The sequence below is a fragment of the Paracoccus actinidiae genome (assembly GCF_030863885.1).
GTDB classification, from domain to species: domain Bacteria; phylum Pseudomonadota; class Alphaproteobacteria; order Rhodobacterales; family Rhodobacteraceae; genus Paracoccus; species Paracoccus everestensis.
The window spans coordinates 3,412,198-3,437,943 of sequence record NZ_CP132956.1 but is presented as its reverse complement, the minus strand read 5'-3'; the positions used below and the strand labels follow the sequence as shown (position 1 = coordinate 3,437,943).

At 62.4% G+C, this 25,746-nt stretch carries 24 protein-coding genes and 3 pseudogenes; 20 read left to right on the top strand and 7 right to left on the bottom strand.

From position 1 onward, the window contains the following. Positions 1–47 precede the first annotated feature (47 nt). From Q5701_RS17170 to Q5701_RS17155, 4 genes are all read left to right on the top strand, one after another. Entirely contained in the window at positions 48–1,697 is a 1,650-nt protein-coding gene (locus Q5701_RS17170; RefSeq protein ID WP_306752203.1) for an AMP-binding protein, read from the top strand. Beyond that, entirely contained in the window at positions 1,697–2,497 is an 801-nt protein-coding gene (locus Q5701_RS17165) for a hormone-sensitive lipase (RefSeq protein ID WP_306752202.1), read from the top strand. The genes Q5701_RS17170 and Q5701_RS17165 overlap by 1 nt, the downstream gene beginning before the upstream one ends. Before the next feature lie 331 nt (positions 2,498–2,828). After that, entirely contained in the window at positions 2,829–3,659 is an 831-nt protein-coding gene (gene kynA, locus Q5701_RS17160) for a tryptophan 2,3-dioxygenase (RefSeq protein WP_306752201.1), read from the top strand. Between the two features lie 441 nt (positions 3,660–4,100). Further along, positions 4,101–4,487 (top strand): MarR family winged helix-turn-helix transcriptional regulator, encoded by a 387-nt coding sequence (locus Q5701_RS17155; protein ID WP_306752200.1) that lies wholly within the window; start codon positions 4,101–4,103, stop codon positions 4,485–4,487. Between the two features lie 91 nt (positions 4,488–4,578). Here Q5701_RS17155 and Q5701_RS17150 read toward each other — a convergent pair whose 3' ends face one another. Genes Q5701_RS17150 through Q5701_RS17140 form a run of 3 tightly spaced genes read right to left on the bottom strand, consistent with a single transcriptional unit; the run spans position 4,579 to position 7,485 of the window. Further along, complete coding sequence (locus Q5701_RS17150) at positions 4,579–5,748, bottom strand: ABC transporter substrate-binding protein (RefSeq protein ID WP_306752199.1); 1,170 nt, start codon at positions 5,746–5,748, stop codon at positions 4,579–4,581. A 28-nt stretch (positions 5,749–5,776) separates the two neighbouring features. Beyond that, positions 5,777–6,226 (bottom strand): cupin domain-containing protein, encoded by a 450-nt coding sequence (locus Q5701_RS17145; RefSeq protein WP_306752198.1) that lies wholly within the window; start codon positions 6,224–6,226, stop codon positions 5,777–5,779. Between the two features lie 26 nt (positions 6,227–6,252). Continuing rightward, entirely contained in the window at positions 6,253–7,485 is a 1,233-nt protein-coding gene (locus tag Q5701_RS17140) for a flavin-dependent oxidoreductase (RefSeq protein WP_306752197.1), read from the bottom strand. A gap of 231 nt (positions 7,486–7,716) precedes the next feature. Here Q5701_RS17140 and Q5701_RS17135 point away from each other — a divergent pair, with 231 nt between their 5' ends. The 9 genes from Q5701_RS17135 (at position 7,717) to Q5701_RS17095 (ending at position 15,473) form a co-directional block, all read left to right on the top strand. Beyond that, complete coding sequence (locus tag Q5701_RS17135) at positions 7,717–8,685, top strand: AraC family transcriptional regulator (protein WP_306752196.1); 969 nt, start codon at positions 7,717–7,719, stop codon at positions 8,683–8,685. 208 nt (positions 8,686–8,893) lie between these two features. Then, a complete protein-coding gene (locus tag Q5701_RS17130; protein ID WP_306752195.1) occupies positions 8,894–10,039 on the top strand; it encodes an ABC transporter substrate-binding protein in 1,146 nt (381 codons plus the stop codon). Between the two features lie 79 nt (positions 10,040–10,118). Continuing rightward, the gene (locus tag Q5701_RS17125; RefSeq protein WP_306752194.1) at positions 10,119–11,042 is read left to right on the top strand and encodes a branched-chain amino acid ABC transporter permease; all 924 of its coding nucleotides are present in this window, start codon (positions 10,119–10,121) and stop codon (positions 11,040–11,042) included. Between the two features lie 5 nt (positions 11,043–11,047). Then, positions 11,048–12,028, top strand: a complete 981-nt coding sequence (locus Q5701_RS17120) for a branched-chain amino acid ABC transporter permease (RefSeq protein WP_306752193.1) — start codon at positions 11,048–11,050, stop codon at positions 12,026–12,028. Next, positions 12,025–12,777, top strand: coding sequence for an ABC transporter ATP-binding protein (locus tag Q5701_RS17115; RefSeq protein WP_306752192.1), 753 nt, complete (start codon positions 12,025–12,027; stop codon positions 12,775–12,777). Before Q5701_RS17120 ends, Q5701_RS17115 begins: the two co-directional genes overlap by 4 nt. Next, positions 12,777–13,472: an ABC transporter ATP-binding protein gene (locus Q5701_RS17110; RefSeq protein WP_306752191.1), complete on the top strand. Its 696-nt coding sequence runs from the start codon at positions 12,777–12,779 to the stop codon at positions 13,470–13,472. Before Q5701_RS17115 ends, Q5701_RS17110 begins: the two co-directional genes overlap by 1 nt. A gap of 475 nt (positions 13,473–13,947) precedes the next feature. Then, positions 13,948–14,220, top strand: coding sequence for a helix-turn-helix domain-containing protein (locus tag Q5701_RS17105; RefSeq protein ID WP_306752190.1), 273 nt, complete (start codon positions 13,948–13,950; stop codon positions 14,218–14,220). A gap of 6 nt (positions 14,221–14,226) precedes the next feature. Further along, positions 14,227–15,018, top strand: coding sequence for a HipA N-terminal domain-containing protein (locus Q5701_RS17100; RefSeq protein ID WP_306752189.1), 792 nt, complete (start codon positions 14,227–14,229; stop codon positions 15,016–15,018). Then, positions 14,907–15,473 (top strand): HipA domain-containing protein, encoded by a 567-nt coding sequence (locus Q5701_RS17095; protein ID WP_306752188.1) that lies wholly within the window; start codon positions 14,907–14,909, stop codon positions 15,471–15,473. Before Q5701_RS17100 ends, Q5701_RS17095 begins: the two co-directional genes overlap by 112 nt. Before the next feature lie 386 nt (positions 15,474–15,859). Here Q5701_RS17095 and Q5701_RS17090 read toward each other — a convergent pair whose 3' ends face one another. Further along, positions 15,860–16,030: a YjiS-like domain-containing protein gene (locus Q5701_RS17090; RefSeq protein WP_306752187.1), complete on the bottom strand. Its 171-nt coding sequence runs from the start codon at positions 16,028–16,030 to the stop codon at positions 15,860–15,862. A gap of 357 nt (positions 16,031–16,387) precedes the next feature. On the opposite strand from Q5701_RS17090, the gene Q5701_RS17085 reads away from it, so the two are divergent. The 3 genes and pseudogenes from Q5701_RS17085 (at position 16,388) to nadC (ending at position 18,091) form a co-directional block, all read left to right on the top strand. After that, the gene (locus tag Q5701_RS17085) at positions 16,388–16,678 is read left to right on the top strand and encodes a YrrC family ATP-dependent DNA helicase (protein WP_306752186.1); all 291 of its coding nucleotides are present in this window, start codon (positions 16,388–16,390) and stop codon (positions 16,676–16,678) included. Continuing rightward, a pseudogene (locus tag Q5701_RS17080) lies at positions 16,675–17,037 on the top strand (helix-hairpin-helix domain-containing protein); the annotation flags it as partial. The gene Q5701_RS17085 and the pseudogene Q5701_RS17080, both read left to right, overlap by 4 nt. Before the next feature lie 195 nt (positions 17,038–17,232). After that, positions 17,233–18,091, top strand: a pseudogene (gene nadC, locus Q5701_RS17075) (carboxylating nicotinate-nucleotide diphosphorylase). A 41-nt stretch (positions 18,092–18,132) separates the two neighbouring features. Here the strand turns inward: nadC and Q5701_RS17070 are convergent. Beyond that, the gene (locus Q5701_RS17070; protein ID WP_306752185.1) at positions 18,133–18,540 is read right to left on the bottom strand and encodes a cupin domain-containing protein; all 408 of its coding nucleotides are present in this window, start codon (positions 18,538–18,540) and stop codon (positions 18,133–18,135) included. A gap of 455 nt (positions 18,541–18,995) precedes the next feature. Between Q5701_RS17070 and Q5701_RS17065 the strand changes: the two genes are divergently transcribed. The 4 genes from Q5701_RS17065 to Q5701_RS17050 are packed head-to-tail and all read left to right on the top strand — an operon-like array spanning position 18,996 to position 21,598. Then, on the top strand, positions 18,996–19,688 hold the full coding sequence (locus tag Q5701_RS17065) for a phosphatidylserine decarboxylase (protein WP_306752184.1): 693 nt from the start codon (positions 18,996–18,998) through the stop codon (positions 19,686–19,688). A gap of 2 nt (positions 19,689–19,690) precedes the next feature. After that, complete coding sequence (locus Q5701_RS17060) at positions 19,691–20,443, top strand: CDP-alcohol phosphatidyltransferase family protein (RefSeq protein ID WP_306752183.1); 753 nt, start codon at positions 19,691–19,693, stop codon at positions 20,441–20,443. Continuing rightward, complete coding sequence (locus Q5701_RS17055) at positions 20,444–21,061, top strand: class I SAM-dependent methyltransferase (protein WP_306752182.1); 618 nt, start codon at positions 20,444–20,446, stop codon at positions 21,059–21,061. A 57-nt stretch (positions 21,062–21,118) separates the two neighbouring features. Then, a complete protein-coding gene (locus tag Q5701_RS17050) occupies positions 21,119–21,598 on the top strand; it encodes a VOC family protein (protein ID WP_306752181.1) in 480 nt (159 codons plus the stop codon). A 698-nt stretch (positions 21,599–22,296) separates the two neighbouring features. Here the strand turns inward: Q5701_RS17050 and Q5701_RS17045 are convergent. Together Q5701_RS17045 and Q5701_RS17040 are read right to left on the bottom strand one after the other, a co-directional pair. Then, a pseudogene (locus Q5701_RS17045) lies at positions 22,297–22,965 on the bottom strand (ISNCY family transposase); the annotation flags it as partial. A 475-nt stretch (positions 22,966–23,440) separates the two neighbouring features. Further along, positions 23,441–25,735: a molybdopterin guanine dinucleotide-containing S/N-oxide reductase gene (locus Q5701_RS17040; RefSeq protein WP_306752180.1), complete on the bottom strand. Its 2,295-nt coding sequence runs from the start codon at positions 25,733–25,735 to the stop codon at positions 23,441–23,443. Between the last annotated feature and the right edge of the window lie 11 nt (positions 25,736–25,746).

Below are 25,746 nucleotides of genomic sequence, written 5' to 3'. Positions count from 1 at the left end.
GGTCAGCGCACGCCAAGATGCCGCCCCGCCCAACTGGGAGATTGTAGATGACCGGCAACCCGCCGCTTGGACCTTCGGCGCATGAAGACACGTTCACGCGCGACAACCTGCCCCCGCCCAAGGCCTGTCCCGACCTGAACCTGGACGGCTTCGAATACCCGGAATACCTGAATGCGGCGGTCGAACTGACGGACCGCATGGTCGAAAAGGGGTTCGGGGACCATATCGCGCTGATCGGAAACGGCCGCAGCCGCACCTACAAGGAGCTGAGCGACTGGACCAACCGCATCGCCCATGTCCTGATCGAGGATTACGGCGTCAGGCCGGGGAACCGGGTGCTGATCCGATCGGCCAACAATCCGGCGATGGTGGCCTGCTGGCTGGCGGCGACCAAGGCGGGCGCCGTGGTGGTCAATACCATGCCGATGCTGCGCGCGGGCGAGCTGACCAAGTTCGTGGACAAGGCCCAGGTCAGCCATGCGCTGTGCGACACGCGGCTGATGGACGACTTGGTGGCCTGTCAGAAGGACAGCGCCTTCCTGAAGACCGTGATCGGCTTTGACGGGACTGCCAACCATGACGCCGAACTTGACCGTGCCGCCCTGAAGAAGCCCGTGCGCTTGGATGCCGTGCGGACCGGGCGCGACGACGTGGCGCTGCTTGGCTTTACCTCGGGTTCGACCGGCGAGGCCAAGGCAACCATGCATTTCCACCGCGATCTGCTGATCATTGCGGACAGTTATGCGAAGGAGGTCCTGAACGTCACGCCCGACGACGTGTTCATCGGCAGTCCGCCCCTGGCCTTCACCTTCGGCCTGGGCGGGCTTGCGGTCTTTCCGCTGCGGTTCGGGGCCTCTGCCGTGCTTCTGGAACAGGCAAGCCCTCCGAACATGATCGAGATGATCCAGGAACACAGGGCCACCGTCTGCTTCACCGCGCCGACTGCCTATCGGGTGATGCTGCGGGCGATGGATCAGGGGGCCGATCTGTCCAGCCTGCGCGCGGCGGTCAGCGCCGGCGAGACCCTGCCTGCGCCGATCTATGAGGAATGGCAGGAAAAGACCGGCAAGCCGATGCTGGACGGAATCGGCGCAACCGAGATGCTGCATATCTTCATCACCAATCGCTTCAACGACCACCAGCCGGGCTGCACGGGCAAGCCGGTTTCCGGCTATGAGGCGATGATTGTCGGCGACGACATGCAGGAAGTTCCACGCGGAGAGGTGGGGCGCCTAGCGGTGCGCGGTCCGACCGGCTGCCGCTATCTGGCGGATCCCGGAAAGCAGCGCGCCTATGTCCGGGATGGCTGGAACCTGACCGGCGACGCGTTCCGCCAGGACGAGGACGGGTATTTCCATTTCGCCGCCCGTACGGACGACATCATCCTGTCGGCGGGCTATAACATCGCCGGACCCGAGGTCGAGGCCGCGCTGCTGTCCCACCCGGCCGTGCAGGAATGCGCCGTCATCGGAGCACCGGACGACGAACGGGGCCAGATCGTTCAGGCGCATGTGGTCCTAGCCGCTGGGCAGACCGGCGACACGCGGATGGTCAAGCTCCTTCAGGACCATGTGAAGGCCGTCATTGCCCCCTTCAAGTATCCCCGCAGCGTGATCTTTACAGATGCCTTGCCCAAGACCGCGACCGGCAAGATCCAGAGGTTCCAGTTGCGGGCCGTTGGGACCAAGGCAAACTGATGCGCGACTGGAACGACGAATTCGCCAGTTCCGCCCATATTCCGGGCTCGGAAAAGCTTCCCGCAATCTGGGCGGCATGGGCGGCGGACTATCGACGGAAGGTCATGGTCGAGGAGGACATCCCTTACGGACCCTTGCCCCGCCAGAAGCTGGATCTGGTTCGGCCCGATGGCCCCAGCAAGGGCCAGGTGGTTTTCGTCCATGGCGGCTTCTGGATCAGATGCGCAAAATCCGACTGGACCGACTTGGCCCAAGGCGCCTGCGCGAATGGCTGGACCGTCGCCCTAGCCGGGTACACGCTTGCGCCTCAGGCGCGGATATCCGAGATCACTCAGGAGATCGGCGGCGCCATCGGCAAGGCTGCCGCGCTTGTCGAGGGTCCGATCCGGCTGATCGGGCATTCGGCAGGCGGGCATCTGGCGTGTCGGATGCTGTGCCGGAACGGCCCGCTTGCGCCTGACGTGCAGGCACGACTGGAAAAGACCGTCTCGGTCAGCGGATTGCATGACCTGCGCCTGCTGCAACGGACGGCCATGAATGAGGCCCTGCGCCTGACCGATGCCGAGGCCGAGGCGGAAAGCCCGGCGCTGCTGCGCCCGATGGAAGCAGCCCGGCTGACCTGCTGGGTGGGCGCAGATGAAAGGCCCGAGTTCCGGCGCCAGTCCCGGGTGATGGCCGCGATTTGGGATGGACTGGCCCACACGAAACTGGTCGAGGAACCCGGCCACAATCACTTCTCGATCCTTGATGGGCTGAAAGACCCGAAATCCCCTATCGTGACGGAATTGCTGACGGATTGAGACTGTCGGCTGCCCCTTCATCAACTCCAGGGACGTCCCCATGTTTCACGCTGACACTGGCCGCCGCTACGACCTTCATGCAACTCGTCCCGTGTCCTCACCAAAGGGCGCGTTCGGTGCCGGGACTACGTTCAAGCAGCGGGACTGGTGACATGACGCGCATCCCCCGCCACGGTCTGGTATCGCCCAGCAATCCCGAGGCCGGCCCTGTTATGTCTGCCGGCCAAAGGGGTGGATCACGATCTGGAAGCGGGTCGGGCAGGTCCTGGTCTTGGACCGATAGGTTCATCTTTCCGTCTGCCTGTTCGTTTCAGCAACAAGGGAAGCCAGAATGACCTATGATCCTTCCAAAGACGGCGCCCAGACCGATTTCCGGCAGCGCATGTCCTATGGCGACTATCTGCAGATCGACCATATCCTGACGGCGCAAAAGCCGCTGTCCAAGGCCCACGACGAGATGCTGTTCATCATCCAGCACCAGACCTCGGAATTGTGGATGAAGCTCGCGCTCTACGAGGTTGAGGCTGCACGGCGCATGATCGCGGAAGACAACACCGCCGAGGCGCTGAAGATGCTGGCGCGCGTGGCGCGCATCTTCGAACAGCTTAATTCCGCCTGGGACGTGCTGCGGACCATGACACCTTCGGAATACACGCGGTTCCGCGACGACCTGGGCCAATCCTCGGGCTTCCAGTCCTGGCAGTACCGGCTGATCGAATATGCTGTCGGCAACCGCAACCTTGCGATGCTGAAGCCGCACGAGCATCGCCCGGACCTGCTGGAGAAGCTGGAGGCCGAACTGGCCCGGCCCTCGCTTTACGACGAGGTGCTGCGGCGGCTGGCGCGGCTGGGCCTGCCGGTCCCGGCCGCGGTGCTGGAACGCGACCTGCGCCAGGGCTGGACCATGAACGAGGACGTCATGGCAGTGTGGGCCGCCGTCTACCGCGATCCCTCGCGTTACTGGGAAGCCTATGAGATGGCCGAGAAGCTGGTCGATTTCGAGGACTACTTCCGCCGCTGGCGCTTCAACCATGTCACCACGGTCGAACGGGTGATCGGCTTCAAGCGCGGCACTGGCGGCACGGCGGGGATCAATTATCTCAAGCGGATGCTCGAGGTGGAGCTGTTCCCCGAACTGTGGCGCGTGCGCACCGAACTCTAGGGTCGGTGATTCTGGCAGAATGGCCGCGCGGACTTTCAAAAGTCCGTGGCCAGGTCTAGTTCCCAAGGAGAGGTCTTGGGTCTTGTCTGATCGAAATATTTCATGGTCAAAGCAAGTCTCAGCTGTCGGGGCAAGATCATCACCTGACACGGCAAGGTAGTTGGTCGTTCTGACACTGATCTTCAGGATAATGTCACGCCCTTCGACTGGGAAGCAGCACACCATGATCATTATGGATGTAAAATTTTATCAGGGTTATACGGTATTTTCTGCGGAAGGCTGATGGACAGGGCGCAGATCACCGAATGTCTCTGCAATCCGGGATACGCGCACCGATCGAAAGGCAAGCAGATGGACTCGAAGGAAATAGCAGGCCCTCTCCATGCGCCAAGTGATGCGGTGCGTCAGCGCCTGCGGCTTTGGCTGCAGATACTGAAGGCTGTGCGCTATGTTGAAAGCGACCTGCGCGAACGACTGCGTCAGGGATACGACATGACCCTGCCGCGCTTCGACGTGCTGGCTGCCCTTCTGGCGGCGCCGGACGGGTTGCGCATGACGGAACTGTCGCAGCAACTCATGGTGTCGAACGGCAATGTGACCGGGATCGTGGATCGTCTGGTCGCCGATGGAATGGCCGAGCGCGAGACGATGGAAACCGACCGTCGGGCCTTTCGGATCCGCATCACTGAAACCGGCGCTCAACTGATGCGCGAGGTAACGGCGCGGCACCGGGACTGGATCAACGAGCTTTTCGACGAGGTGACCGAGGCAGACGCCGCACGCGGCATCTCGATCATGCTGGACATCCGGCACAAGGTCCGTCGGTAGGGAACCCGGCCCGGTGCCACCATCCCAGTTACGTCGGTCATTGAGCCAGGCAGGGGCGGGAACCGCGGCGCAAATGCGCCGCGGCACATCCTTACATCTGGCAGGAAGACGCGAAGTTGTCCTGATAATCCTCGAAGATCGGCTGGACGATCGAGGTGGCAAAGCGGCCGTCCTCGCGCTGAACCACCTGGGTCAGGTAGAAATCCTGGATCGGGAAATGGTTGTCCCCAAAGCGGAAATCCCCCCGCAACGACGTGAAGTCCGCCTGCTTCATTGCCGCGCGCAGCGCCTCGCGGTCATCCAGCTTGCCCCCGGTGATGCGCAGGGCGCTGTCTATCAACATCGCCGCATCATAGGCCTGCATCGCGAATGTGGCGGGAACGCGGTCGTACTTGGCGATGAAGGCTTTGGTGAACTCGGCGGTCGCGGGCGTGTCCAAATCCGGCGCCCAGTTGGAGCCTGCAAGGAAATCCAGCGCGTCGGCACCCTGTGCGGGCAGCGTGGATTCGTCCACCGTGAAAGCCGAAAGGAAGGGGATCGTCTCAAGCCCGGCCTGACGGTATTGCTTGACGAAGTTCACGCCCATGCCGCCCGGCATGAAGGCATAAACCGCATCCGGCTGGAACGCGGCGATTTGGGCCAGTTCGGCCGAAAAGTCCAATTGCCCCAGCGGCACGAACATTTCCGAGGCGACATTGCCGGAATAGCTGTGCTTGAACCCGGTCATCGCGTCCTTGCCGGCCTGATAGTTGGGCGTGATCAGCACGACATTGCCGTACCCTTGATCCTGGGCGTACTTGCCCGACACCTCGTGGATCTGGTCGTTCTGATACGAGGTCACGAACATATCGGGGTTGCATTCCCCTCCCGCAAGGGTCGAGGTGCCGGCATTGGTCGACACCAGGATCGCGCCGCCCTGCGTCACCGGCTGCAGGATCGCATACAGCACGTTGGAAAAGATCGGCCCGACGACGAAGTCCACCTCGTCCCGTTCCACCATCTCGCGCGCGCGCGTGACGGCCACGTCGGGCTTCTGCTCATCGTCGATGACGATGATCTCGGCCTCCAGACCGCCGAAGCTGTTGCCCAGCTTTTCGGCGGTCATCAGGAAACCGTCGCGCGACTGTTCCCCAAGGATCGCCGAGGGGCCGGACAGCGTATAAAGCAGGCCGATGCGGACCTTGCCGTCGGTGCTTGCGGCATGCAGCGGTAGGGCAGTGGCCAAGGCCAGAGCCGCGCCGAGGGCGATTTTCTTCTTCATTGTTGTCATCCCTGTTGGTCTTGGTGATTTACGAAGCGGGAGGCGGCAGGAAATCGACCTGGTGCAACGCAGCAAGGCGGACGACCTCGGCGGGGTCGGGCACGTTGTCGAGGGCCACGAACAGGTCCCACAGGTTCGCGGTGGGCGAGACCCAGAACAAGCAGGTCGCGTCCTTGATCGACCGGTTGAAGATGCCGTGCGGCACGTCCTGGGGCATCCGCACCAGATCGCCCGGTCCGGCCTTGACCGGGGCGCCGCCGTCCAGTTCCAGTTCCAGTTCGCCGGTCAGGACATAGATAAATTCGTCCTGTGTCGTGTGAACATGATGGGGCACGAAGGTGCCGTGCGGAAAGGTCGCGTGCCAGGACATCGAGCTTTCGCTGCGGTGCTTGGGCACATAGGTCTGGCCCAGGATGTGCCAGGTCACGTCGTCCACGGATGCCTCGCGCGTGGTCACGCCCGCTGTCATCAGTTCCATCTTGCTTCTCCTTCTTGGGGTATGGTTCAGGCCCGACGCAGGCGCGTCTGGTCCTGCGAAAATCCGGCGGTCGCGGCATAGCCGCGCACGATCATGTGGCGTTCCTCGGGCGTGATAACGGCATCAAGGTCGGCAAAACCGTCAGGCGCGCGCCGCTCGACCTCGTCGATTACCCCTTCGGGGCCGCCCTTGCGGTTCAGCGCCACGACTTGGGCCGTGGCCGGAAGACGGCTTGCCTCGTAGGCTGCAAGGGCCGAAGGGACATCGCCGCCCTGCACCAGCAGGTCCGCCAGTGCGCGCGCGTCCAGGATCGCCTGGCTGGCCCCGTTCGAGCCCACCGGATACATCGGGTGCGCCGCATCCCCCAGCAGGGTCACGCGCCCGTCAGACCAGCAGGGCAGGGGGTCGCGGTCGCACATGGGATATTCGAAGAATTCGGGCGTCGCCGTCACCAGGCCTTCAAGGTCGATCACGTCGGTATCGAAGGCGCGCACATGGGGCAGCAGTTCTTCCAGACTGCCCCGGCGGTTCCAGTCCTCGCGCGCAGGGGGGCGGGCGCCGTCCTGCGCTGCACGATAGCAGATGACCCAGTTGATCAGGACCGTGCCCGGCGTGCTGCCTGCCGCGATCGGATAAAGGACCAGCTTGTAGACGAACCCCCCCGCCACGATCATCGTGCGACCATCCGCAAAGGCGGGCCATTCGGTGGCGCCGCGCCACATCATGACGCCGTTCCATTTCAGGCCGGGTTCGGAGGGATGGATCTGGGCGCGGATCCGCGAATGAACCCCGTCGGCACCAATCAGCAGATCGCCCTGGACCGCGTCCCCATCTTCGAAAGCAAGCGTGACGTGGTCACCATCCTGCGAAAACGCCATGGCCCGCTTGCCCGTCAGGATCGCCTGCGGACCAAGTCGATCCAGAACCGCATCGTGCAGCATCGACTGCAAGCGACCCCGGTGGATCGAAAACTGGGGTACATCATGGCCCGCATCGACACCGCGAGCCTCGCGCCAGATTTCTTGGCCCTGGCGGTTCATGTAGAACAGGTCGCTGGTGCGGATGGCGATACGGTCTAGGGTCGGCAACAGGCCAAGTTCGGCCAGTTCGCGGATTGCATGGGGAAGGACGTTGATCCCGACGCCCAGTTCCCTGATCGCGGGTGCCGCCTCGTAAAGCCGACAGTCGATGCCCCGTGCGTGCAGCATCAGCGCCGTGGCCAGGCCGCCGATCCCGGCGCCCGCAATCATTGCCTTCATGTGGCTCCCTCCTGTTGCAGTGCCGGCTTTGTCCCGGCTTGCCGCCAGTGAAAGGGCCTTGGCCATGCCGCGATATCACCACAGCGCCAGAACATCGGTGTGGCGCCAGAGAAGAAAATTTTGTCCACTCTCAATAAATTTTAGAACTAAAGTATCGGCGGCCGCCGACGGTGCTTGCATTGCAGCGCACCTGCGGGTCGAATGGAATGCGGCTTGGTCAGGGGAGGGATCATGCGGCAACGGCAGTTCTGGCGTCGGTCCGATTCGCTGGATGAATTCGAAGCCACGATGTCCGGCCTCCTGCGGCCCTGCCGCGTCCAGGGCCGGGGCCGCACCCGCTACAGGACCGAGATCCTGCATGGCAAGCTGGACTGCGTCGGCTTGACCTCGGTCTCATTGGGCGGTCCCGCGCAGGTTCGCGTCTCGGGGGAAAAGGGAATTTCCCTGCTGCAGATCCCCTTGCGCGGCGGCTTTGCCGCCACCGACGGACGGGGCGCAACGCATCATTTCGTCCGGGGCAGGGCGGCACATGTCGTGGCGCCGGACTCGTCGGTCCTGCTGGATTTCCAACCCGGCACACGCATGTTGATCGTCGACCTGAGGCAGCAGCAACTGGACGCCATGGGCGGGGCTGCGCTTTTCACGCGCGTTGCCCGGGACCGTCCGTCGGTGGCCCTGTCCTCCGCTGCATCTGCACGGATGCTGCGCTTGCTTGACTATCTCCTGGCCGAGATCGAGATGCAGCAGGCAGAAGGGCAGGCTGATCGAGGCGTCGAGGCCGCGATGGAGCAGGCGCTGATTACCGTGATCGGCACCGCCCTGGACGCAGGATGTGCCGGTTTGTCCCTGCCGGGCGCTGATCCCTGTCCCGACATCCTTCGCAGGGCCGAACATTTCATGGCAGTCCATCTGGACATGGAACTGACCCCCGCGCTTATCGCCGAGGCGGCGGGAACCAGCACCCGCAGCCTTTATCGCGCCTTCCGCAGTCATCGCGCAACGACTCCGCTGATGGCTCTCAAGGCGCTGCGTCTTGATCGCGCCCGCGCAGAGATCGAGGCCGGACGGATCGGCAGCGACGGCCTGACAGGCCTGGCGATGCGGTGCGGCTTTGGTCACATGGGCCAGTTCTCATCAGACTATCGGCAGCGGTTTGGCATCTTGCCTTCGCAAGCCGCAAGAGAGCATGGCCGTCGCTGATTGCTTCAAGGGTAGAGTAGAAGGACCCGCACAGGTTCAGTGATGCCCTGACCTAGCCCGGTATCTAATGATACCGGGATCGATACCTTCAGGTTCATCAATCTCCATCCGGCGAAATATTTTTCTTGCATTCTGGAAGCTTCATGTATGAAATTGTTTTCAACAATAAACGATAAAACACCCAACAGGAGCTTGCCTGATGCGCCTCATGGCCCTGTCTTCCGCGCTGATGCTGTCCGCTGCATCGGTTGCCTTCGCTGAAGACCCCCTCAAGATCGGCGTGCTGGTCACGTTGTCCGGTCCTCCTGCCGTATTGGGCGAACATGCCCGTGACGGCGTGCTGCTTGCCGAAAAGGCATTGGGCGGCAAGGTTGGCGGTCGCGATGCCGAGATCATCGTCATTGACGACGAGGGCAAGCCCGACGTGGCCGCGCAGAAGGCGCGCGATCTGGTCGAGGGACAAGGCGCCGATTTCGTCATCGGGCCAATTTTCTCCAACATCATGACGGCCATCGCGGCGCCAGTGACGCAAGGCGGCGCAATTTTGGTGTCGCCGAACGCTGGGCCGTCGAACTTTGCGGGCAAGGACTGCAACCCCGACATCTTCGTCGTCTCCTACCAAAACGACCAGATGCCGCAGGTTCTGGCCGAGCACATGAACAAGCAGGGCATCGCCAATGTCTATTTGCTGGCGCCAAACTACCAGGCGGGCCAAGACAGCCTGAACGGCTTCAAGGCCGTCTACAAGGGCGAGGTCGCGGGCGAGCTGTTCGTGCCGCTGGGCCAGCTGGATTTCTCGGCTGAACTGGCGCAGATCGCCGCGTCCCAGCCGGCCGCCGTCTATGCCTTCATGCCGGGCGGCATGGGCGTGAACCTTGTCAAGCAGTGGGGGCAGGCGGGCCTATCCTCGATCCCGCTGATGTCGGCCTTCACAGTGGATGAAACCACCTTGCCCGCCGAACAGGACGCGGCACTGGACATGCTGACCGGGTCGAACTGGGCACCGGACCTGGACACCCCCGGCAATGCCGAGTTTGTCGCCAGCTTCAAGCAGGACTACGGCCGCGTCCCCTCCCTCTATGCAGTGGGTGGTCATGATGCGCTGATGCTGATCGACAGCGCGGTCAAGGCTGCCGGAACCGAGGACCGCGACGCTTTGCGCGCTGCGCTGAAGGCGGCCGATTTCCCCAGCTTGCGCGGGGAGTTCGCGTTCTCGACGAACAACTTTCCGATCCAGGACTTCTACCTGACCAAGGCCATCAAGGATGACGAGGGCAACTACCGCACTTCCATCGTCGAGAAGGTCTTTACCGCAGCAGCCGACAGCTATGTCGGCGAATGCCCGATGAAGTGACGCCGCCGACGGGCGATGGTGCCGATCAGCCGGTCCCGGTGGGGCCGGGCCGTCCCTGAATGTGAACACAGGACGCGCGATGTTCAATCTCTTCCTTCTGCAGCTTCTGAACGGCGCCCAGTTCGGGATCCTGCTGTTTCTTGTGGCTGCCGGCCTGACGCTGGTCTTCGGCATCATGGACTTCATCAATCTGGCGCATGGCGTGCTGTACATGGTGGGCGGCTATGTCATGGCCATGATGATGGGCACGACAGGCAACTTCTGGCTGTCGCTGGCGATGGTGCTGTCGCTGACGCTGGCGGTCGGACTTGTGCTGGAACTGCTGGTCTTCCGAAGGCTTTACGACCGGTCCCATCTGGACCAGGTGCTGGCGACATTTGGCCTTGTGCTGGTGTTGTCCGAGTTGGTCCGCATCCTGTGGGGTTCGGCTCCGTTGTCCGTTGCCATGCCTGAGATGCTGTCGGGTTCGATCCCGCTGGCGGGTGCGATGCGTTATCCGATCTATCGGCTGGCCGTGATCGGTTTGGGCCTCGCGGTCGCCCTGGGCCTCTGGTTCGTGATCGCCCGCACCCGTGTCGGGATGCTGCTAAGGGCAGGGGCGGCGAACCGGTCGATGGTTTCCGCGCTTGGAACTGACATCAACCGGTTGTTCATGCTGGTCTTTGCGGTCGGCGCCATGCTGGCGGGATTTGCCGGGGCAATCGTGTCGCCGATCCTGTCGGTCGATCCCGGCATGGGCGACAGCATCCTGATCCTGACCTTCGTGGTGATCGTGATCGGCGGCGTGGGCTCGGTCAAGGGCGCCTTCTGCGCGGCGCTTCTGGTCGGCATCGTCGACACGCTGGGCCGGATGTTCGGGCCCATCATCCTCAAGTCCATGATGGACCCGGCCGCAGCCGCGCAGGCAGGCCGAACCATTGCACCGATGCTGGTCTATATCCTGATGGCGGCGGTGCTGTTCTGGCGTCCCGCCGGTCTCTTCGGGCGGACCGTGGCGCGATGACAGACATGAGCCAGACCCTCGCGCCCTCCCGCCCCAGACTTGCCGGACGCCTGAAGCTGGCCCTGTGCATCTTCGCCGTCTTGGCCGTCGTCCCGCCGGTCGCCCATTTCCTGGACGAACCCTTCCTGATTGTTGTCGCGACCCGCATGATGGTCTTCGCCATCGCCGCGCTGTCGCTGGATCTGATCCTCGGCTATGGGGCGATGGTGTCTTTCGGCCATGCCGCCTATCTGGGCTTTGGCGCCTATGCCGTGGCGATCCTGTCGCGGGCAGGCGTGAACGACCTGGTCCTGCAACTGCTGGCCGGCATCGCCGCATCGGCAATCTTCGCCACCGTCACGGGCGCGATCAGCCTGCGGACGCGCGGCGTTTACTTCATCATGATCACATTGGCCTTCGGGCAGATGGCGTTCTTCTTCTTCGTGTCCTTCTCGGCCCTGGGCGGTGACGACGGGGTGGCGCTGACCGCCCGCTCGACGATCCTGGGAATGCCCGTGCTGCAGGGGACGCAGGGCATGTTCTACACCACGCTGGTGCTGCTGGTCCTGGTCTTTGCCGGGCTTTACCGGCTGACGCTGTCGCGCTTTGGCCGCGTGCTGACCGGCACCCGCGAAAGTGCCCTGCGGATGCAGGCCATCGGTTTTCGTCCCTTCCCTTATCAGCTGACCGCCTATGTCATCGGCGGCTGCATCTGCTCCATCGCCGGCGTCCTGCTGGCCAACCAGGCGATCTATGTCTCGCCGGCCTACATGAGCTGGCACCGCTCGGGCGAGATGATCGTGATGCTGGTCCTGGGCGGCGTGGGCAGCCTGACCGGCGCAATGGGCGGCGCGCTTCTTACCATCGCTTTGGAAGAGGGGCTTGCGCGCTTTTCCGAACACTGGCGCCTGGGCTTCGGCCTGATCCTTGTGGCGGTGGCGCTGTTCTCGCCCGGCGGGCTGTCGGGCCTGCTGCGCCGTCTCAACCTGACAAGGGATGAGAAATGACCGAGCCGCTGCTGAGCGTGCAGGACCTGAGCAAGTCCTATGGCGCGCTGAGGGTCACGCAGGACGTATCGCTGGATGTCCACGAAGGCCAGCTTCACGCCATCATCGGACCCAACGGCGCGGGAAAGACCACGCTGATCTCGCAACTGTCGGGGCAGCTTCGGCCCGACAGCGGGCGGGTGGTCTATGCGGGGCACGACATCACCCGGCTGGACATGGCCGGCCGCGTCCGCCTGGGGCTGGCACGGTCGTTCCAGCTGACCACGCTGCTGCCCAGCTTCAGCGTGCTGGAAAACGTAGCGCTTGCCGTCCAGGCGCGAAATGGGTCGTCGTTCCGTTTCCTTCGCCCCGCCGCGTCCGAGCAGGCGCTGAACGATCAGGCCATGGCCTGTCTGGCCGATGTCGGACTTGCGGACCGCAGCCGCAGGCTAGCCGGATCGCTGAGCCATGGTGAGAAGCGCCAGCTGGAACTGGCCGTGGCGCTTGCCACGCGGCCCCGGCTGCTGCTTCTGGACGAGCCGCTGGCAGGCACGGGCCACGAGGAAGCCGCCCATCTGGTCGAAATGTTCGGGCGCCTGAAGAACCGCGTGACGATGGTGCTGATCGAGCATGACATGGATGCGGTCTTCGCCTTGGCGGACATGGTCTCGGTGCTGGTCTATGGCCAGATCGTTGCCAGCGGCACCCCGTCCGACGTGCGCGCGGATGCCAAGGTCCGCGCAGCCTATCTGGGAGAGGAGGCGGCCTGATGCTGACCGTCGAAGGATTGCAGGCATCCTATGGCGACAGCCGGGTGCTGTTTGGGATCGACCTGTCGGTCGCACGCGGCGAGGTGGTGACGCTTCTGGGCCGCAACGGCATGGGCAAGACAACCACCGTGCGGTCGATCTTCGGGCTTCTGCGTCCGCGCGGCGGGCGCGTCAGCATCAACGGGCGTGACCTGACGGCGGCGGCGCCCCATCTGGTCGCCCGCGCCGGTCTGGGCTTGGTGCCGGAAGGCCGGCAGATCTTTACCCCCCTGACAGTCGAGGAAAACCTGATCGCCACCGCCCGCACGCGCGGCAAGGCCAAATGGACGCTGGACAAGGTTTATGCCCTGTTCCCTCGGCTCATGGAACGCCGCCGCAACATGGGCGATCAATTGTCGGGCGGCGAACAGCAGATGCTCGCGGTGGGCCGGGCGCTGATGACTAATCCCGCGCTGATCGTCCTGGACGAGGCAACTGAGGGCCTTGCACCCTTGATCCGCGAGGAGATCTGGTCCTGCCTGCGCCACCTAAAGGACGAGGGCGAGGCGATCCTGATCATCGACAAGAACGTCGACGCGCTCGCCCGCTTCGCCGACCGCCACGTGGTGATCGAGAAGGGCCGCGTGGTCTGGACAGGCACGACGCCTGAACTGATCGCCACGCCCGACGTGAAGACCCGCTTCCTGCACGTCTGACTTGCAGGAAGCGACGGCTTCGGTTCAGCCAATTAAGTAAGCTGTTCGCCACCCTTGATGCAAATACCTGCAAGCATAAGGAATTTGCACTTCGTTTGTGAATCCACCGCGCTATAACAAAAATATCAATAGCAATCATTATGGAACATGTTCTGCCAAAGACTGGCTGTGGCTTTGTTCCTCCTGTTTGCAGGCCACGCTATTATTCTTCGAAGCAGTTCGTAACATGGAACGGCGGATCATGAACGCAAACCAGATCCTCTTAGAGGAGTTGAAGTCAAAGCGATTCTATCCTGAAAGGATGGTCATTGATTGAGGCTGCGAATGAAACAAAGCATCGACAAGAAGCATACCTTTGATGATCGAGTGCAAAAGATACTGGAATGTATCTTTTCGTCGTGTATGTGGTTATGATACCGATCAGTATCAATTCTTTGGGGCGATTATAAATGATACTGATCGGTAACAAAAGGTAATGCTGGTCATGGACTTGTCCTCCGCAGAGCGGCGCCTCGCGCGACAGTTTGGTGAAGGCTTGCGAAGCCGCCGCAAGGTGCTTGGCTATACGCAGAATGATTTAGCCTCCATGATCGGCACCAACAGACGGTTCATCAGTGAGCTCGAACGAGGCAAGGGGACCAGTTATTTAGGCGCAGCGCTCGCTGCAGCCGAGGCCTTGGGGTTGAACATCTCTTCTCTTTTCGAAGAGCGCCGTAATGTGATTTTCTCGCCTCTGCCGCCGGCGTAACTGATCATGGACATCTTCTTTGAACGATATCTGGTCGGATCAATCGACACGAATGCTGACCCGGCACCCCTTTTCCGGTATGCCTCGGAATGGCTGAGCCTTCCTGGTGCATTCGCCATCTCAACGACTGTGCCGCTGTTGGACAAGACCTTCGACTGGAATGTCGTGGCGCCGTGGTTGATCAATCTTCTGCCTGAGGACGCGGACGCCCTGCGGATGATGGCGCGCATTCTGGACGTTTCCCATACGGATGTCCTGGCGCTTCTTGAGCGCGTTGGCCGCGACACCTCGGGTGCCCTGTCATTCTCGCTGCGCGGCACGGCCGCAGACACTGTTGTTCCGATCGAATCCGAAGCGGACCTCGAGAAGATCCTGAACGAGTTGCCAGCAAAGCCTTTCCTCGTCGGCGAGGAGGGCGTCTCGATGTCTCTGGCGGGGGTCCAGGCCAAACTGTCCGTGCGGGTGCTGGGTGACGGGCGGATCGGCATTCCCATCGACGGCGCGCCATCGAGCCACATTCTGAAGCCGGACAGCCCCGGTCGTCTTTGGGGGAGCGTTCACAATGAGGCCTTTTGCCTGACACTTGCGGGTCGTGTGGGGCTGCCCGCGGCAAAAGCCACCCGGGGCGGGCAGGAGATCGCCAGTATCTTCTGGTGGAAAGATACGACAGACAGCGGCAGGGCGCGTTGCTTCGTCGTCTGCACCAGGAGGATTTCTGTCAGGCGCTCGGACTGCCGCCAGGGGCCAAGTATCAGCATTCACAGCATCTCGGTCCGAAGGGCAGCTTCTCGCGGTTGATGGACCGATTGCGAGAGGTGGGGGGCGGCGTGGACGTTATGACGCTCTGGGACATGCTGGTGTTCAACATCCTGTGCTGCAACACCGACGCGCATCTGAAAAACCATTCTCTGATCCTGAGTGCCAACGGGGTGCGCCTTGCACCCCTTTATGACGTGATGTGTGCCACGGTCTGGCCGAACATTACGCGCAATCTGGCGCTTGACGTCGGCGGAAAGCGCGTGGGCGATTATATCGAAGGGCGGCACTGGGCGCGCGAAGCAGAAGCCTGTGGCCTCGCGCCGCGCCGCGCACTGGCCCGGATCGAGCACTTGGCCCAGCGGATATGCCAGGAACTGAACGCAACTGTCCAGGAGGTTGCGGCAATGCCCGCAGGCGCACACGGTCTGATTGATCTTGTTAGCGAGCCGATCGAAGCAAGGTGTCGGACCATCTTGGCCACCTTGGGAAAATGATGTTGCTGCGGTGCTGCTCTGCCTGTGTTCGATTGTGGGCAGCTGTGCGGCGCGGTCCTAAAGGAAATACTTCCCTTCGTCTTTATGAAATCCCAGTAAAGGTCACCCCTATAAAGGCCCATTGCGAGGTCCCTCCAGGGGGAGAAAGCCACCTTCAGACCAAAATGTGCTGCATGAAAAAGCGGCGACGCCCAGGGAGAAGGAAGGGCGCTGCCGCGGAACGCTGGCCCAGAGAGGAGGGAGGGGCCGCGTATAGGTGCGGCAAGGCCAAGGGAGGAGGAGAGGTCCGTCGCATCACGTGCCGCAGGATGGAGCGGCTATATAGGGCGGGATCCTCTGGCAGAAGAATGCCGCAAACTCCTGTCCCGAAGGACGAGGCAGAAGCGTTATGCTGACTTCACGCTCCAGGTCGCGTCACGGGACAGGCGGGTGATCATCGCGCGGCTGATCCCCAGATCGGCCAGATCGCGTTCAGTCAGGGAATTCAGGTCACGCGCAGTCTGGCGGTAGATCGCGCGGCAGGCACGTTCTTCCTGCGCATGCTGGATCGCAGCCACTAGACGGGCCGGCCAAGCCCAGCGGGGCAGCGGCGTAATGAGTGTGGGCGATGTCAGCCATGGTATACTCCCTCGCATCGTCTCTTGCGTCTGCGCTTGGCCCGGATCGGCCTTACACTTGTTCAATGAGCTCAAGATGGCGCTAATGCTGCACTTGCACAATGGATGCCGTGTGATTGCTGCGGGGCAGCAATCACACGGCGGCATATTCCACCGGCACACAGCCAATGCCGCTGAAGGATTGGGGTTAGGCCAATCCTGCATTTCTGCGACAAGGGCAGAGCGCGCCGCGGGTCGCGTAAGCTCAGGTCAGGGAGCCTTTCCCTGTGGTTGGGCAAGGAGTGTGGGCGGTCGGTGATGGCTCAAGAGGCTCATAGCCCGACGGAAGTGCTGGCGGGCCTGGTCGAGCGCGTGACCTTCCACAGCCCCGAGAGCAGCTTCTGCGTTCTGCGGGTCAATGCCCGCGGACACCGCGACCTGGTCACCGTGATCGGCCATGCCGCGATGATCTCGCCCGGCGAATGGATCACGGCCTCTGGGCTCTGGCTCAACGACCGTACGCATAGCCTGCAGTTCAAGGCGCGTTTCCTGAAGACCTCCGCGCCCTCGACCATCGAGGCATCGAGAAGTATCTCGGCTCCGGCATGATCCGCGGCATCGGACCAGTTTGTGCGCGGCGTCTGGTGAAAGCCTTCGGCACCGACGTCTTCGAGATCATCGAAGCCACCCCTGAGCGCCTGCGCGAGGTGGGTGGCATCGGTCCGAGCCGTGCGGCCAAGATCACTGCCGGCTGGTCGGACCAGAGGGTCATCCGTGAGATCATGGTGTTTCTCCACGCACATGGCGTGGGCACCGCGCGGGCGGTGCGCATCTTCAAGGCCTACGGCACCGACGCCGTGCAGATGATGAGCGAGAACCCGTGTCGGTTGGCCCGCGACATTCGCGGCGTCGGCTTTCGCACCGCAGACCTGATCGCCGGCAAGTTCGGCGTCGAGAAGACTGCCAGCATCGGGGTTCGCGCGGGCGTGTCATTCGCCTTGAGCGAAGCCATGGGGGACGGCCATTGCGGGCTGCCGCGGGCCGAGCTGACAGTCCTTGCCGAGAAGCTTCTCGAGGTGCCGCGCGCCCTGATCGAGAGCGCCATCGGTGAGGAGCTTGCCAAGGGCTCTGTCACCGCGGACTGGGTGGGCGAGGCGGAGTGCATCTTCCTCACCGGGCTATACCAGGCCAAGCCCGACCTGATCCTGGAACCCCTGGTCCGCGCCGCCCTGATCGAGGACTTTAATAGCCATGGTGATATCACCACTCGCACGGTGATCCCCTCAGGCACCCGGGTTGATGGCGCCATCCGAGCCCGCGAGGGAGGCACCGCTTCAGGGATGCAAATGGCAGCCCTGACGTTTCGCCTGATCGACCCGTCGCTGCGGCTTCAGGTCCTGGTCCCTGACGGCAGCGCCTTCGGCCCCGGCGACATCCTGGCCCGGATGAGGCGATGCCGCCGCCATCCTGTCGGCCGAGCGCGTGGCGCTGAACTTTGCGGGCCGCCTGTCGGGCATCGCCACCATCACCGCCGCCTTCGTGGCCGAGACGCGCGGCACCGCGGCGCGCATCACCTGCACGCGCAAGACCACGCCTGGCCTGCGGCTGGTGGAAAAGCAGGCGGTGCTGCACGGCGGGGGCTTCAACCACCGCGTCTCGCTCTCAGACGCGATCCTGATCAAGGACAATCACATCGCGGCAGGCGGCGGCATCCGTGCCGTGTTGCAGGCCGTTAAGGCACGCGCCTCGCACATGATCCGGGTCGAGATCGAGGTGGACCGGCTGGATCAGTTGGCCGAGGTGCTGGATGAAGGCGGTGCCGACGTGGTCCTGCTGGACAACATGGACACGGACACTCTGCGCGAGGCGGTGGGCATGGCTCAGGGCTGCGTGGCTCTGGAAGCCTCGGGCAACATGCGCCTTGAGCGCATCGCGGAGGTGGCGGCCACCGGGGTCGACTATATCTCCGTCGGGGCCCTGACCCATTCGGTTCCCGTCATGGATCTGGGTATGGATTTCTGAGGGGTCTTCGTCGACCCTCGGTGCTGCCTGACCCTGCGCCGCTAGCGCGGGATAGGCCCTTCAAGCCACGGCAGAAGGGTTACGCTTTCCTGCTCGTTCGGGTCCGTCCGCGCGATCACCGCCATCACGGGCTCCGGACCCGGATTGAGGGGCAGATGCGGCTCACCCGCAGGGATGTAGAGCATGTCCCCTGCCTCCACACGTATGTGATGCTGAAGTCGATCTCCGTGCCACATCTCCGACACCCCGCTCAGAACATAGATCGCGGTTTCATGCGCGTCATGCATATGCGCCCTCGCACGGCCACCCGGCGGGATGGTGAGAAGGTGCATGCAGATGCCTGTCGCACCGACACTCTCGGCTGATATCCCCTCGATATAGCTGAATCCCTGCTTGCCGCCATAGCCACCGCTTGGCCGGACGAGTTGGCATCGTCCTCGATCACCCATGATAGCCGCTCCTTTGGGTTCACGCCGAGTATATCATATTGCGCTGGACGAAATGGGATCGGGATGCCGGTTGGTCTCTCGCACAAAGACCCTCAAGAAGACTTACCAAGCGGGTTGGCTGATCAAACCCAGACGCCGGCTTCACCAGACGCCGGCTAACCCACACGAAGCTGAAAGAACTGTTCATCAGCCAATTCCACCCTGGCCGGCATCGATGAGTGAACATGATCCGCAAGGTGCTGTTCACACGGGAGCTACGTTTGTTTTAGCCGTTATGTCAGCTCCCCTGCCGGGCGCTTGAAGAGTCACCGGCCGTTTGTCCCTCTCGCACCGTTTGCGCCAGCACCTCCATCGACGACGTCGCAGAAGAGCGAAAAAGTGTCGCGTTTGTTTGACCCTCCTTCCTTGCACTGCTATGGGCGCCGGATCGGGATGGGGAACAGGAACACAGACGCATGACAATGTGGGGCACCTTTCTCAAGCCGATGCACCCGGAGGGCTACCGGTTCCTGACGGTCTTCGCCCTTGTCACGCTTGTCCTCTTCCTTGTCTGGGAGCCGCTCGGTTGGCTTGGCTTGGGGCTGACGGTCTGGTGTTACTACTTCTTCCGCGATCCACGCCGTGCCGTTCCGCAAGGAGAGGGGCTGATCGTCAGTCCTGCAGATGGCGTGGTCTCGCTCATCGAGCCGGCGATTCCCCCTGCAGAGCTCGGAATGGAGCCGGTGGCCCTAACACGTGTTAGCGTCTTCATGTCAGTCTTCAATTGCCACGTGAACCGTGCCCCCGTGGCGGGGCGCGTGTTGGCAGTAGCCTACCGGCCCGGCAAGTTCTTCAACGCCTCGCTCGACAAGGCTAGCGCGGACAACGAACGCAACGGGCTCTGCCTTGAGCTGGCCGACGGGCGGCAGCTTGCGGTGGTGCAGATCGCCGGCCTGGTGGCGCGGCGTATCCTGTGTTGGACCAAGCAGGGCCAGACCCTCAGAACGGGTGAGCGCTTCGGATTGATCCGCTTTGGTTCGCGGCTTGATGTCTACCTGCCACCGGGTGTGGCGCCGCTGGTCGCGGTCGGACAGACGATGGTTGCGGGCGAGACCGTGATCGCCGAGCTTGGCCGTGCCGGGTCCCCTCGTCCGGCTCTGGTGGACTGAACATGAACGCGCATCCAGACCGCCGCTTTCGACTGTCCGTGATGCAACTTCTGCCGAATGTCCTGACGCTGGCGGCGCTTTGCGCAGGGCTCACCGCGATCCGCATGGCCGTCTTGGAGGAGTTCGACAGGGCGGCAGCCCTGATCCTCCTTGCGGCGGTGCTGGACGGCCTGGATGGGCGGCTGGCCCGCAGACTGCGGAGCGTCAGCGCCATGGGCGCGGAACTCGACTCGCTGTGCGACTTCGTCAATTTTGGTGTGGCACCGGTTCTGGTGCTTCACCTTTGGGCCTATGGAGGCGCCGGCGGCTTGGGCTGGATTGCCGCGCTGGTCTACGCGGTAGCCTGCGCCCTGCGGCTGGCTCGGTTCAATATCGGCAGCCGTGATCCCCTTGCTTTGGCCACACCCAAGACGGCCTTCACGGGGGTGCCCTCGCCTGCTGGGGCGATGCTGGTCCTTCTGCCGATCTTCATCGCCAATCTCATACCCGGTGCCACCGTGCCGGGGCTGGCCTGCGCGCTCTGGATGATGGTGGTCGCGGCACTGATGGTCAGCCGCCTGCCCACCCCAGCCTTCCGGCCGGTCCGGGTCCGGCCCGACCAGGCGCGCCTGCTCATCCTTACAGCGGTCGCCCTCGGCGCATCTCTGCTTACCTATCCCTGGCTGACGCTGGTGCTTTTGGACTTTGGCTATCTGCTGTTGCTGACGCTGAGTTGGATCCGGCCCAGGCGGACGCCCGCACGAAAGGACGAATGAATGGAACTCCAGGCCGTCGAGAAATCCTATGCCCGCTGGGCACCCGTCTATGACCGCACCTTTGGCGCGGTGACGAATGTCGGGCGCCGCCGGGCCACCGCGCTTCTGAGCGAACTGGGCGGGTCCGTCCTGGAGGTCGGCGTGGGCACCGGCCTTGCCCTGCGCCACTACGATCACCGGGTCAGGGTCACGGGCGTCGATTACAGCGCTGAGATGCTGGACAAGGCCCGTGCCAAGGTGAATGCAGAGGGGCTCACCAATGTAGCCGCGCTGCAGCGAATGGATGCCCGAGAGCTTGATTTCCCGGACGCGAGTTTTGATCACGTCGCGGTTATGCATGTGATCTCGGTCGTGCCCGATCCCGAGCAAGTCATGTCAGAGATCGCCCGCGTGGTACGTCCTGGTGGAAGCGTGGTCATCGTCAACCACTTCGCCCGAAACACGGGCGCGCTGGCCATGGCCGAACGGGTTGCCGCGCCCCTGGCGAACCTGCTCGGCTGGCACTCGGACTTCGACCGGGCCCGGGTGCTGGGCGAGGCGAGCTTGACGCTCGCGGACGAATGCACCCTGCCGCCCTTGGGTATGATGACCCTCATGAGGCTCGTGAAGAGCAGCTAACTGGGCTGACAGAAGCAGATCAACGGTGCAAGATGGATCATCCGGGAGGAAAGTGCCGTGACCATCGCCAAGAACACCGTGTGCCTGTGGTTCGACAAGGATGCCGAGGAGGCCGCGAACTTCTACGCCTCGGTCTTTCCGGACAGCCGGGTGGAGGCGGTTCACCACGCTCCCGATGATTATCCTTCCGGGAAGAAGGGGGATGTGCTGACTGTCCAGTTCACCGTGGCGGGGATCCCCTGCATCGGCCTGAACGGTGGGCCTGTCTTCAAGCCGGACGAGGCCTTCTCGTTCCAGATCGCCACCGATGACCAGGAGGAAACCGACCGCTACTGGAATGCCATCGTCGGCAATGGTGGCAGCGAAAGCCAATGCGGCTGGTGCAAGGACCGCTGGGGACTATCCTGGCAGATCACGCCGCGCACCTTGACAGAGGCGATGATGGCAGGCGGGGATGAGGAGCGCCGCGCCTTTGCCGCGATGATGACCATGCGCAAGATCGACGTGGCAGCGATCGACGCCGCCCGCCGGGGCTGATCACACCCTGCTTTCGACCATCATTGTCTGAAGCTCAACCCTAGTCACGCAAGCCTCTCTGCAAGCCTCCGTTTTGCTTCGGCTCCAACGGGGCCAATGCGGCGGCGGCACAGGCATATGCACCCTCTGACCTGGACCTGTTCGTCTCGTCACCACCAAGGAAGCATGAAAAAGATCACCATTCGAAAGTATGCCTGTCCAAAAAAGAACAGTATCAGAGATTTCCCTTTGGGAAGCTTGGCGGTTCACGGAGGTGTCAGGCCGTTCCCAGGGAACTGCACCAAACGCAGCCGGCAGAACCCCATCATCAAGGACCTGTTGCAATCGTCGGCATCATGCCACGAGCAGTGCAGATAGCGCCCATTTTTGCGGCGCAGCGTGATCGCTAACGGGGTAGTGCAGTCACATTCTGGTCATAAACCAGTAACGCCAACATAGGACTTGGCTCGGTCCACATGCAATTGCTGCATGGCAGCAATCCGAAGGGATCCATTGTGCAGCCGCAGCATTAGCGCCATCTTGGGTTCATCGAAAAGCGCCAAGCCATCCGGGCAGGGCGCAGATGCCGAAGACGCAACCGTCCAAATGGACGCCCACTTCTTTGCCTCTTCCCAAATCCCAAGCCCCTAAAACCAACACACACGCCGACAATGGCCGGTTCAGCTTAGCAATGGCAGGAGGGGGTCGGCGTCGCGCTTACGTCCGTTGCGGACCTCGGGACGGTTGATGCGAAAGATGCTGTGTTTGTCCGAGTAGAACGCCACTGAGCGGCCGTGCTCCGCCAGGTAGCCCTCCAAAGCCGCGAAGTAAGCTTCGATAGTCTCCGAAGGGACAAAGCGCATCTGCATCAGCTTGCCGGTGGCATCATCGATGAACACCAGCAGCGTGCAGGCCGGACCGCGATCCTCAAACCAGCGATGATCCGAGCCGTCGATCTGGATCAACTCGCCAAGAGCTTGCCGGCGCAGCCGGGGCTGGTGAACACGGCGCCGCTGCGCACGGCTGTGCCAAAGCCCGGCCGCCATCATCCATTGCCGCAGGCTCTCCGACAAGATGCGAATACCGTGCCGCTCGGCCAGCTTCTCGGCCGCCAGCGTCGGCCCGAAGTCAGGATAATCGCTGCGGATCAGCGACAGGATGTAGTCGCGCTTGAGAGCGCTGACGCGGTTGTTCGAGGGTCGGCCGCGCAGCTTGTGGCGTACCGCCATGGCGCCTTCGACCCGCACCTTGCCGAGCAGGCGTTGCACCTGCCGCTGACTGAAGCCCAGCAGACTGGCAGCTGTCGCTGACCGCAAGCTGCCGTCCAGAACCTGCGCCAAAACCTCGATCCGCTGAAGCTCGCGTTTGCTCATCAGGAGAAGTCCCATGCCAATGCCCTTGTGTCACATCCTGAGCGCAAGGCCCTAGCAACAGGGCAAGAGCGACAAATCAACTTTGCCAGTTCGCGACAATTCTACTCTGCGCCTACAGGGCAAACTGGTCAGAACGGGTGTTATGGAATCTGGGTATCGAGCATCCGGCAGTCGGTTTTAGTCATGGTCAGGACACGAGCATCCCCTTAGCTCAGATTGCCAAACGCCTTAAGCTGGCAAGCGACGAGCTGAGATAGCCGGGTGGCATAATCCCCTGACTTCAGTCGCTAAGATGCGCCAATGGCCACCCTTGTGAATGGCGACACAAGCCCAGCCAAACTGAGACGTCGCGGCCTAAACGAAAACTTCGCATCAGAGGAGCGAACGCAGTCAGGGCCACGAAGGTAATGAGGCCGAAGGTTCCTCAAGACTGTGTTCGACCATCTTTGCTACAAGCGCGCAGTTCGCATCTCTGGCACCTCCGTGTAATCTACTCCCCAATCAGCTGCGGCAGGTTGAATGCGGTTACCGGGGGCGGGTTGGCAACCGGGCCGGATACCTCGACCAGACATGTCTGCGCCGCACAACCCTGCGACAGCGGAGACGCTGGAATATCCAGTGTCAGAACATTCGGATTGCCATGCTTTTCCAGCCCATCCTCTGCTCGGCCGTCATACCAAGCGCCTGTCGAAATCCGAACAACTCCCGGCATCAAATCCTCGGTTAAGATTACGCCCGCAAGGCAGCGCCCTCGTGAGTTGAACACTTCAACAATGTCACCTCCGAATATCCCCCGCGCAGCGGCATCCAGAGGGTTTATGTAGATTGGCTCTCGCCCTTTGATCTTACCACTGGCACTGTGCGCGCTCGGATCAAGCTGACTGTGCAGCTTGCGGCCCGGCTGGTCCGACAGCAGGTGCAAGGGATACCGTGCCGCGCGTGGAGCGCCCAGCCATTCCACTGGTTCCCGCCAGACGGGGTGCGGCGCAAATCCTGGCAGTGCGTAACCTTCGATACTCGCGCTGGTGATCTCGATCTTGCCGGTTGGTGTGGTCAGCGGATGCGCCGTAGGATCGGCGCGGAACTTGTCAAACATCACCTGACTACGGGCTGCGAATTCGAGATCGACAAGACCATCTTCCCAGAAACTGTCAAATTCCGGCAGCAGTACGCCCTGTTGGTCCCATTTCGCCCGCCCGCCATCATAGAGGTGCCGCAGCCAAGCCATCTCATCGCGGCCTTCTGTGAAGGCATCTCCTAGACCCAGCCGTTCGGCGATACCCGAGAAGATCGCGTAATCGTCCTGTGCTTCGCCGTAAGCCTCAACAACCTTGCGCATTGCGACGAAATAGCCCTCTTGCGTTGCATACCCGATGTCATTGCGCTCCATCGCTGTCGTCACAGGCAGCACCACATCTGCAAAGCGTGCAGTCGCGGTCCAATAGGGATCATGCACGATGATGCTTGCAGGCTTTTGCCAAGCACGGATCAGGCGGTTCAGGTCCTGATGGTGGTGAAAGGGATTGCCGCCCGCCCAGTAGATCATATGAATATCGGGGAAGGTGAGGTGCCGCCCCGCATGGGTAAACGGCGCGCCGGGATTAAGCAGCATATCAGAAATGCGTGCACAAGGAATGTAAGCCGAAACCGGGTTGCGGAACTGGTCCAGCGACGGACCAGACATTCTGCGATGGCGCGATCCCATCGTGTTTGCCGGCCCGTAACCCACTCCGAATCCGCCTCCCGGCAACCCGATCTGGCCCAGCATGGCCGCCAGTGTCGTGAGGGCCCAGAACGGCTGTTCACCATGATGCGCCCGTTGCAACGACCACTGGATATTCAGCATCGTGCGAATGGCGGCCATTTCACGTGCAAGGCGTTCGATCCGGTCGGCCGATACACCGCAGATCCTGGCCGCCCAGGCGGGGGTCTTGGCAACGCCATCGGTCTCGCCGGTCAGATAGGCCAGAAAGCGGTCAAACCCCGTGCAATGACTGGCAAGAAAGTCGCGGTCATGGAGATCTTCGGCTTGCAACTGCCATGCAAGACCGAGCATTAGCGCGGTATCGGTATGGGGCTTTGTTGCCAACCATTCTACCGCGGTCCCGGTATCCAGATTGTCGCAGCAGGGTCCCACGTTGATGAACCGCGTGCCCGCTTGGCCCATCGCCTGCAGTCCCTCGTGCACCCGATGCTTTCCGGCCAGGCCCGGTGAGGACTGCGAGTTCTTGCGGGGCACACCGCCGAAGGTCACAAAGAGCTTGGTATGTTCGGCCATCACATCCCATGAGGTGTGATCGGCCATCAGATCGGCCATCGTTCCCGCAATCAGCGGCATAATGACATGTGCCGCACCCAGGGAGTAGGACTCCGTATGCCGCACATATCCTCCCGTCAGGTTCAGGAAACGGTGGACTTGGCTTTGTGCATGGTGAAAACGGCCCGCGCTGGCCCAGCCGTAAGAGCCGCCAAAAATCGCTTCATTTCCATGTAGCTTGCGAACCCGGTCAACCTCTGCTGCCACCAGATCGAGCGCGCGCTCCCAGCTGACTTCGATGAAAGGTTCGCGTCCCCGCAGATGTGGCGCAGCCCCTGCCCCGTGTTCCAACCAGCTTTTCCGGACAGAGGGACGGCGCACACGGGCTTCCAGTAGCGCCGGATCCAGCTGATGCAGGCCGATGGGTGACGGATCAGGATCCCCGGTCAGCGGCAGGATCCGCGGTGCACCTGTTGCATCGCGTTCGATTTCATAGATGCCCCAGTGAGATGCGGTATAGCGTGTCATGATCGGTTCCG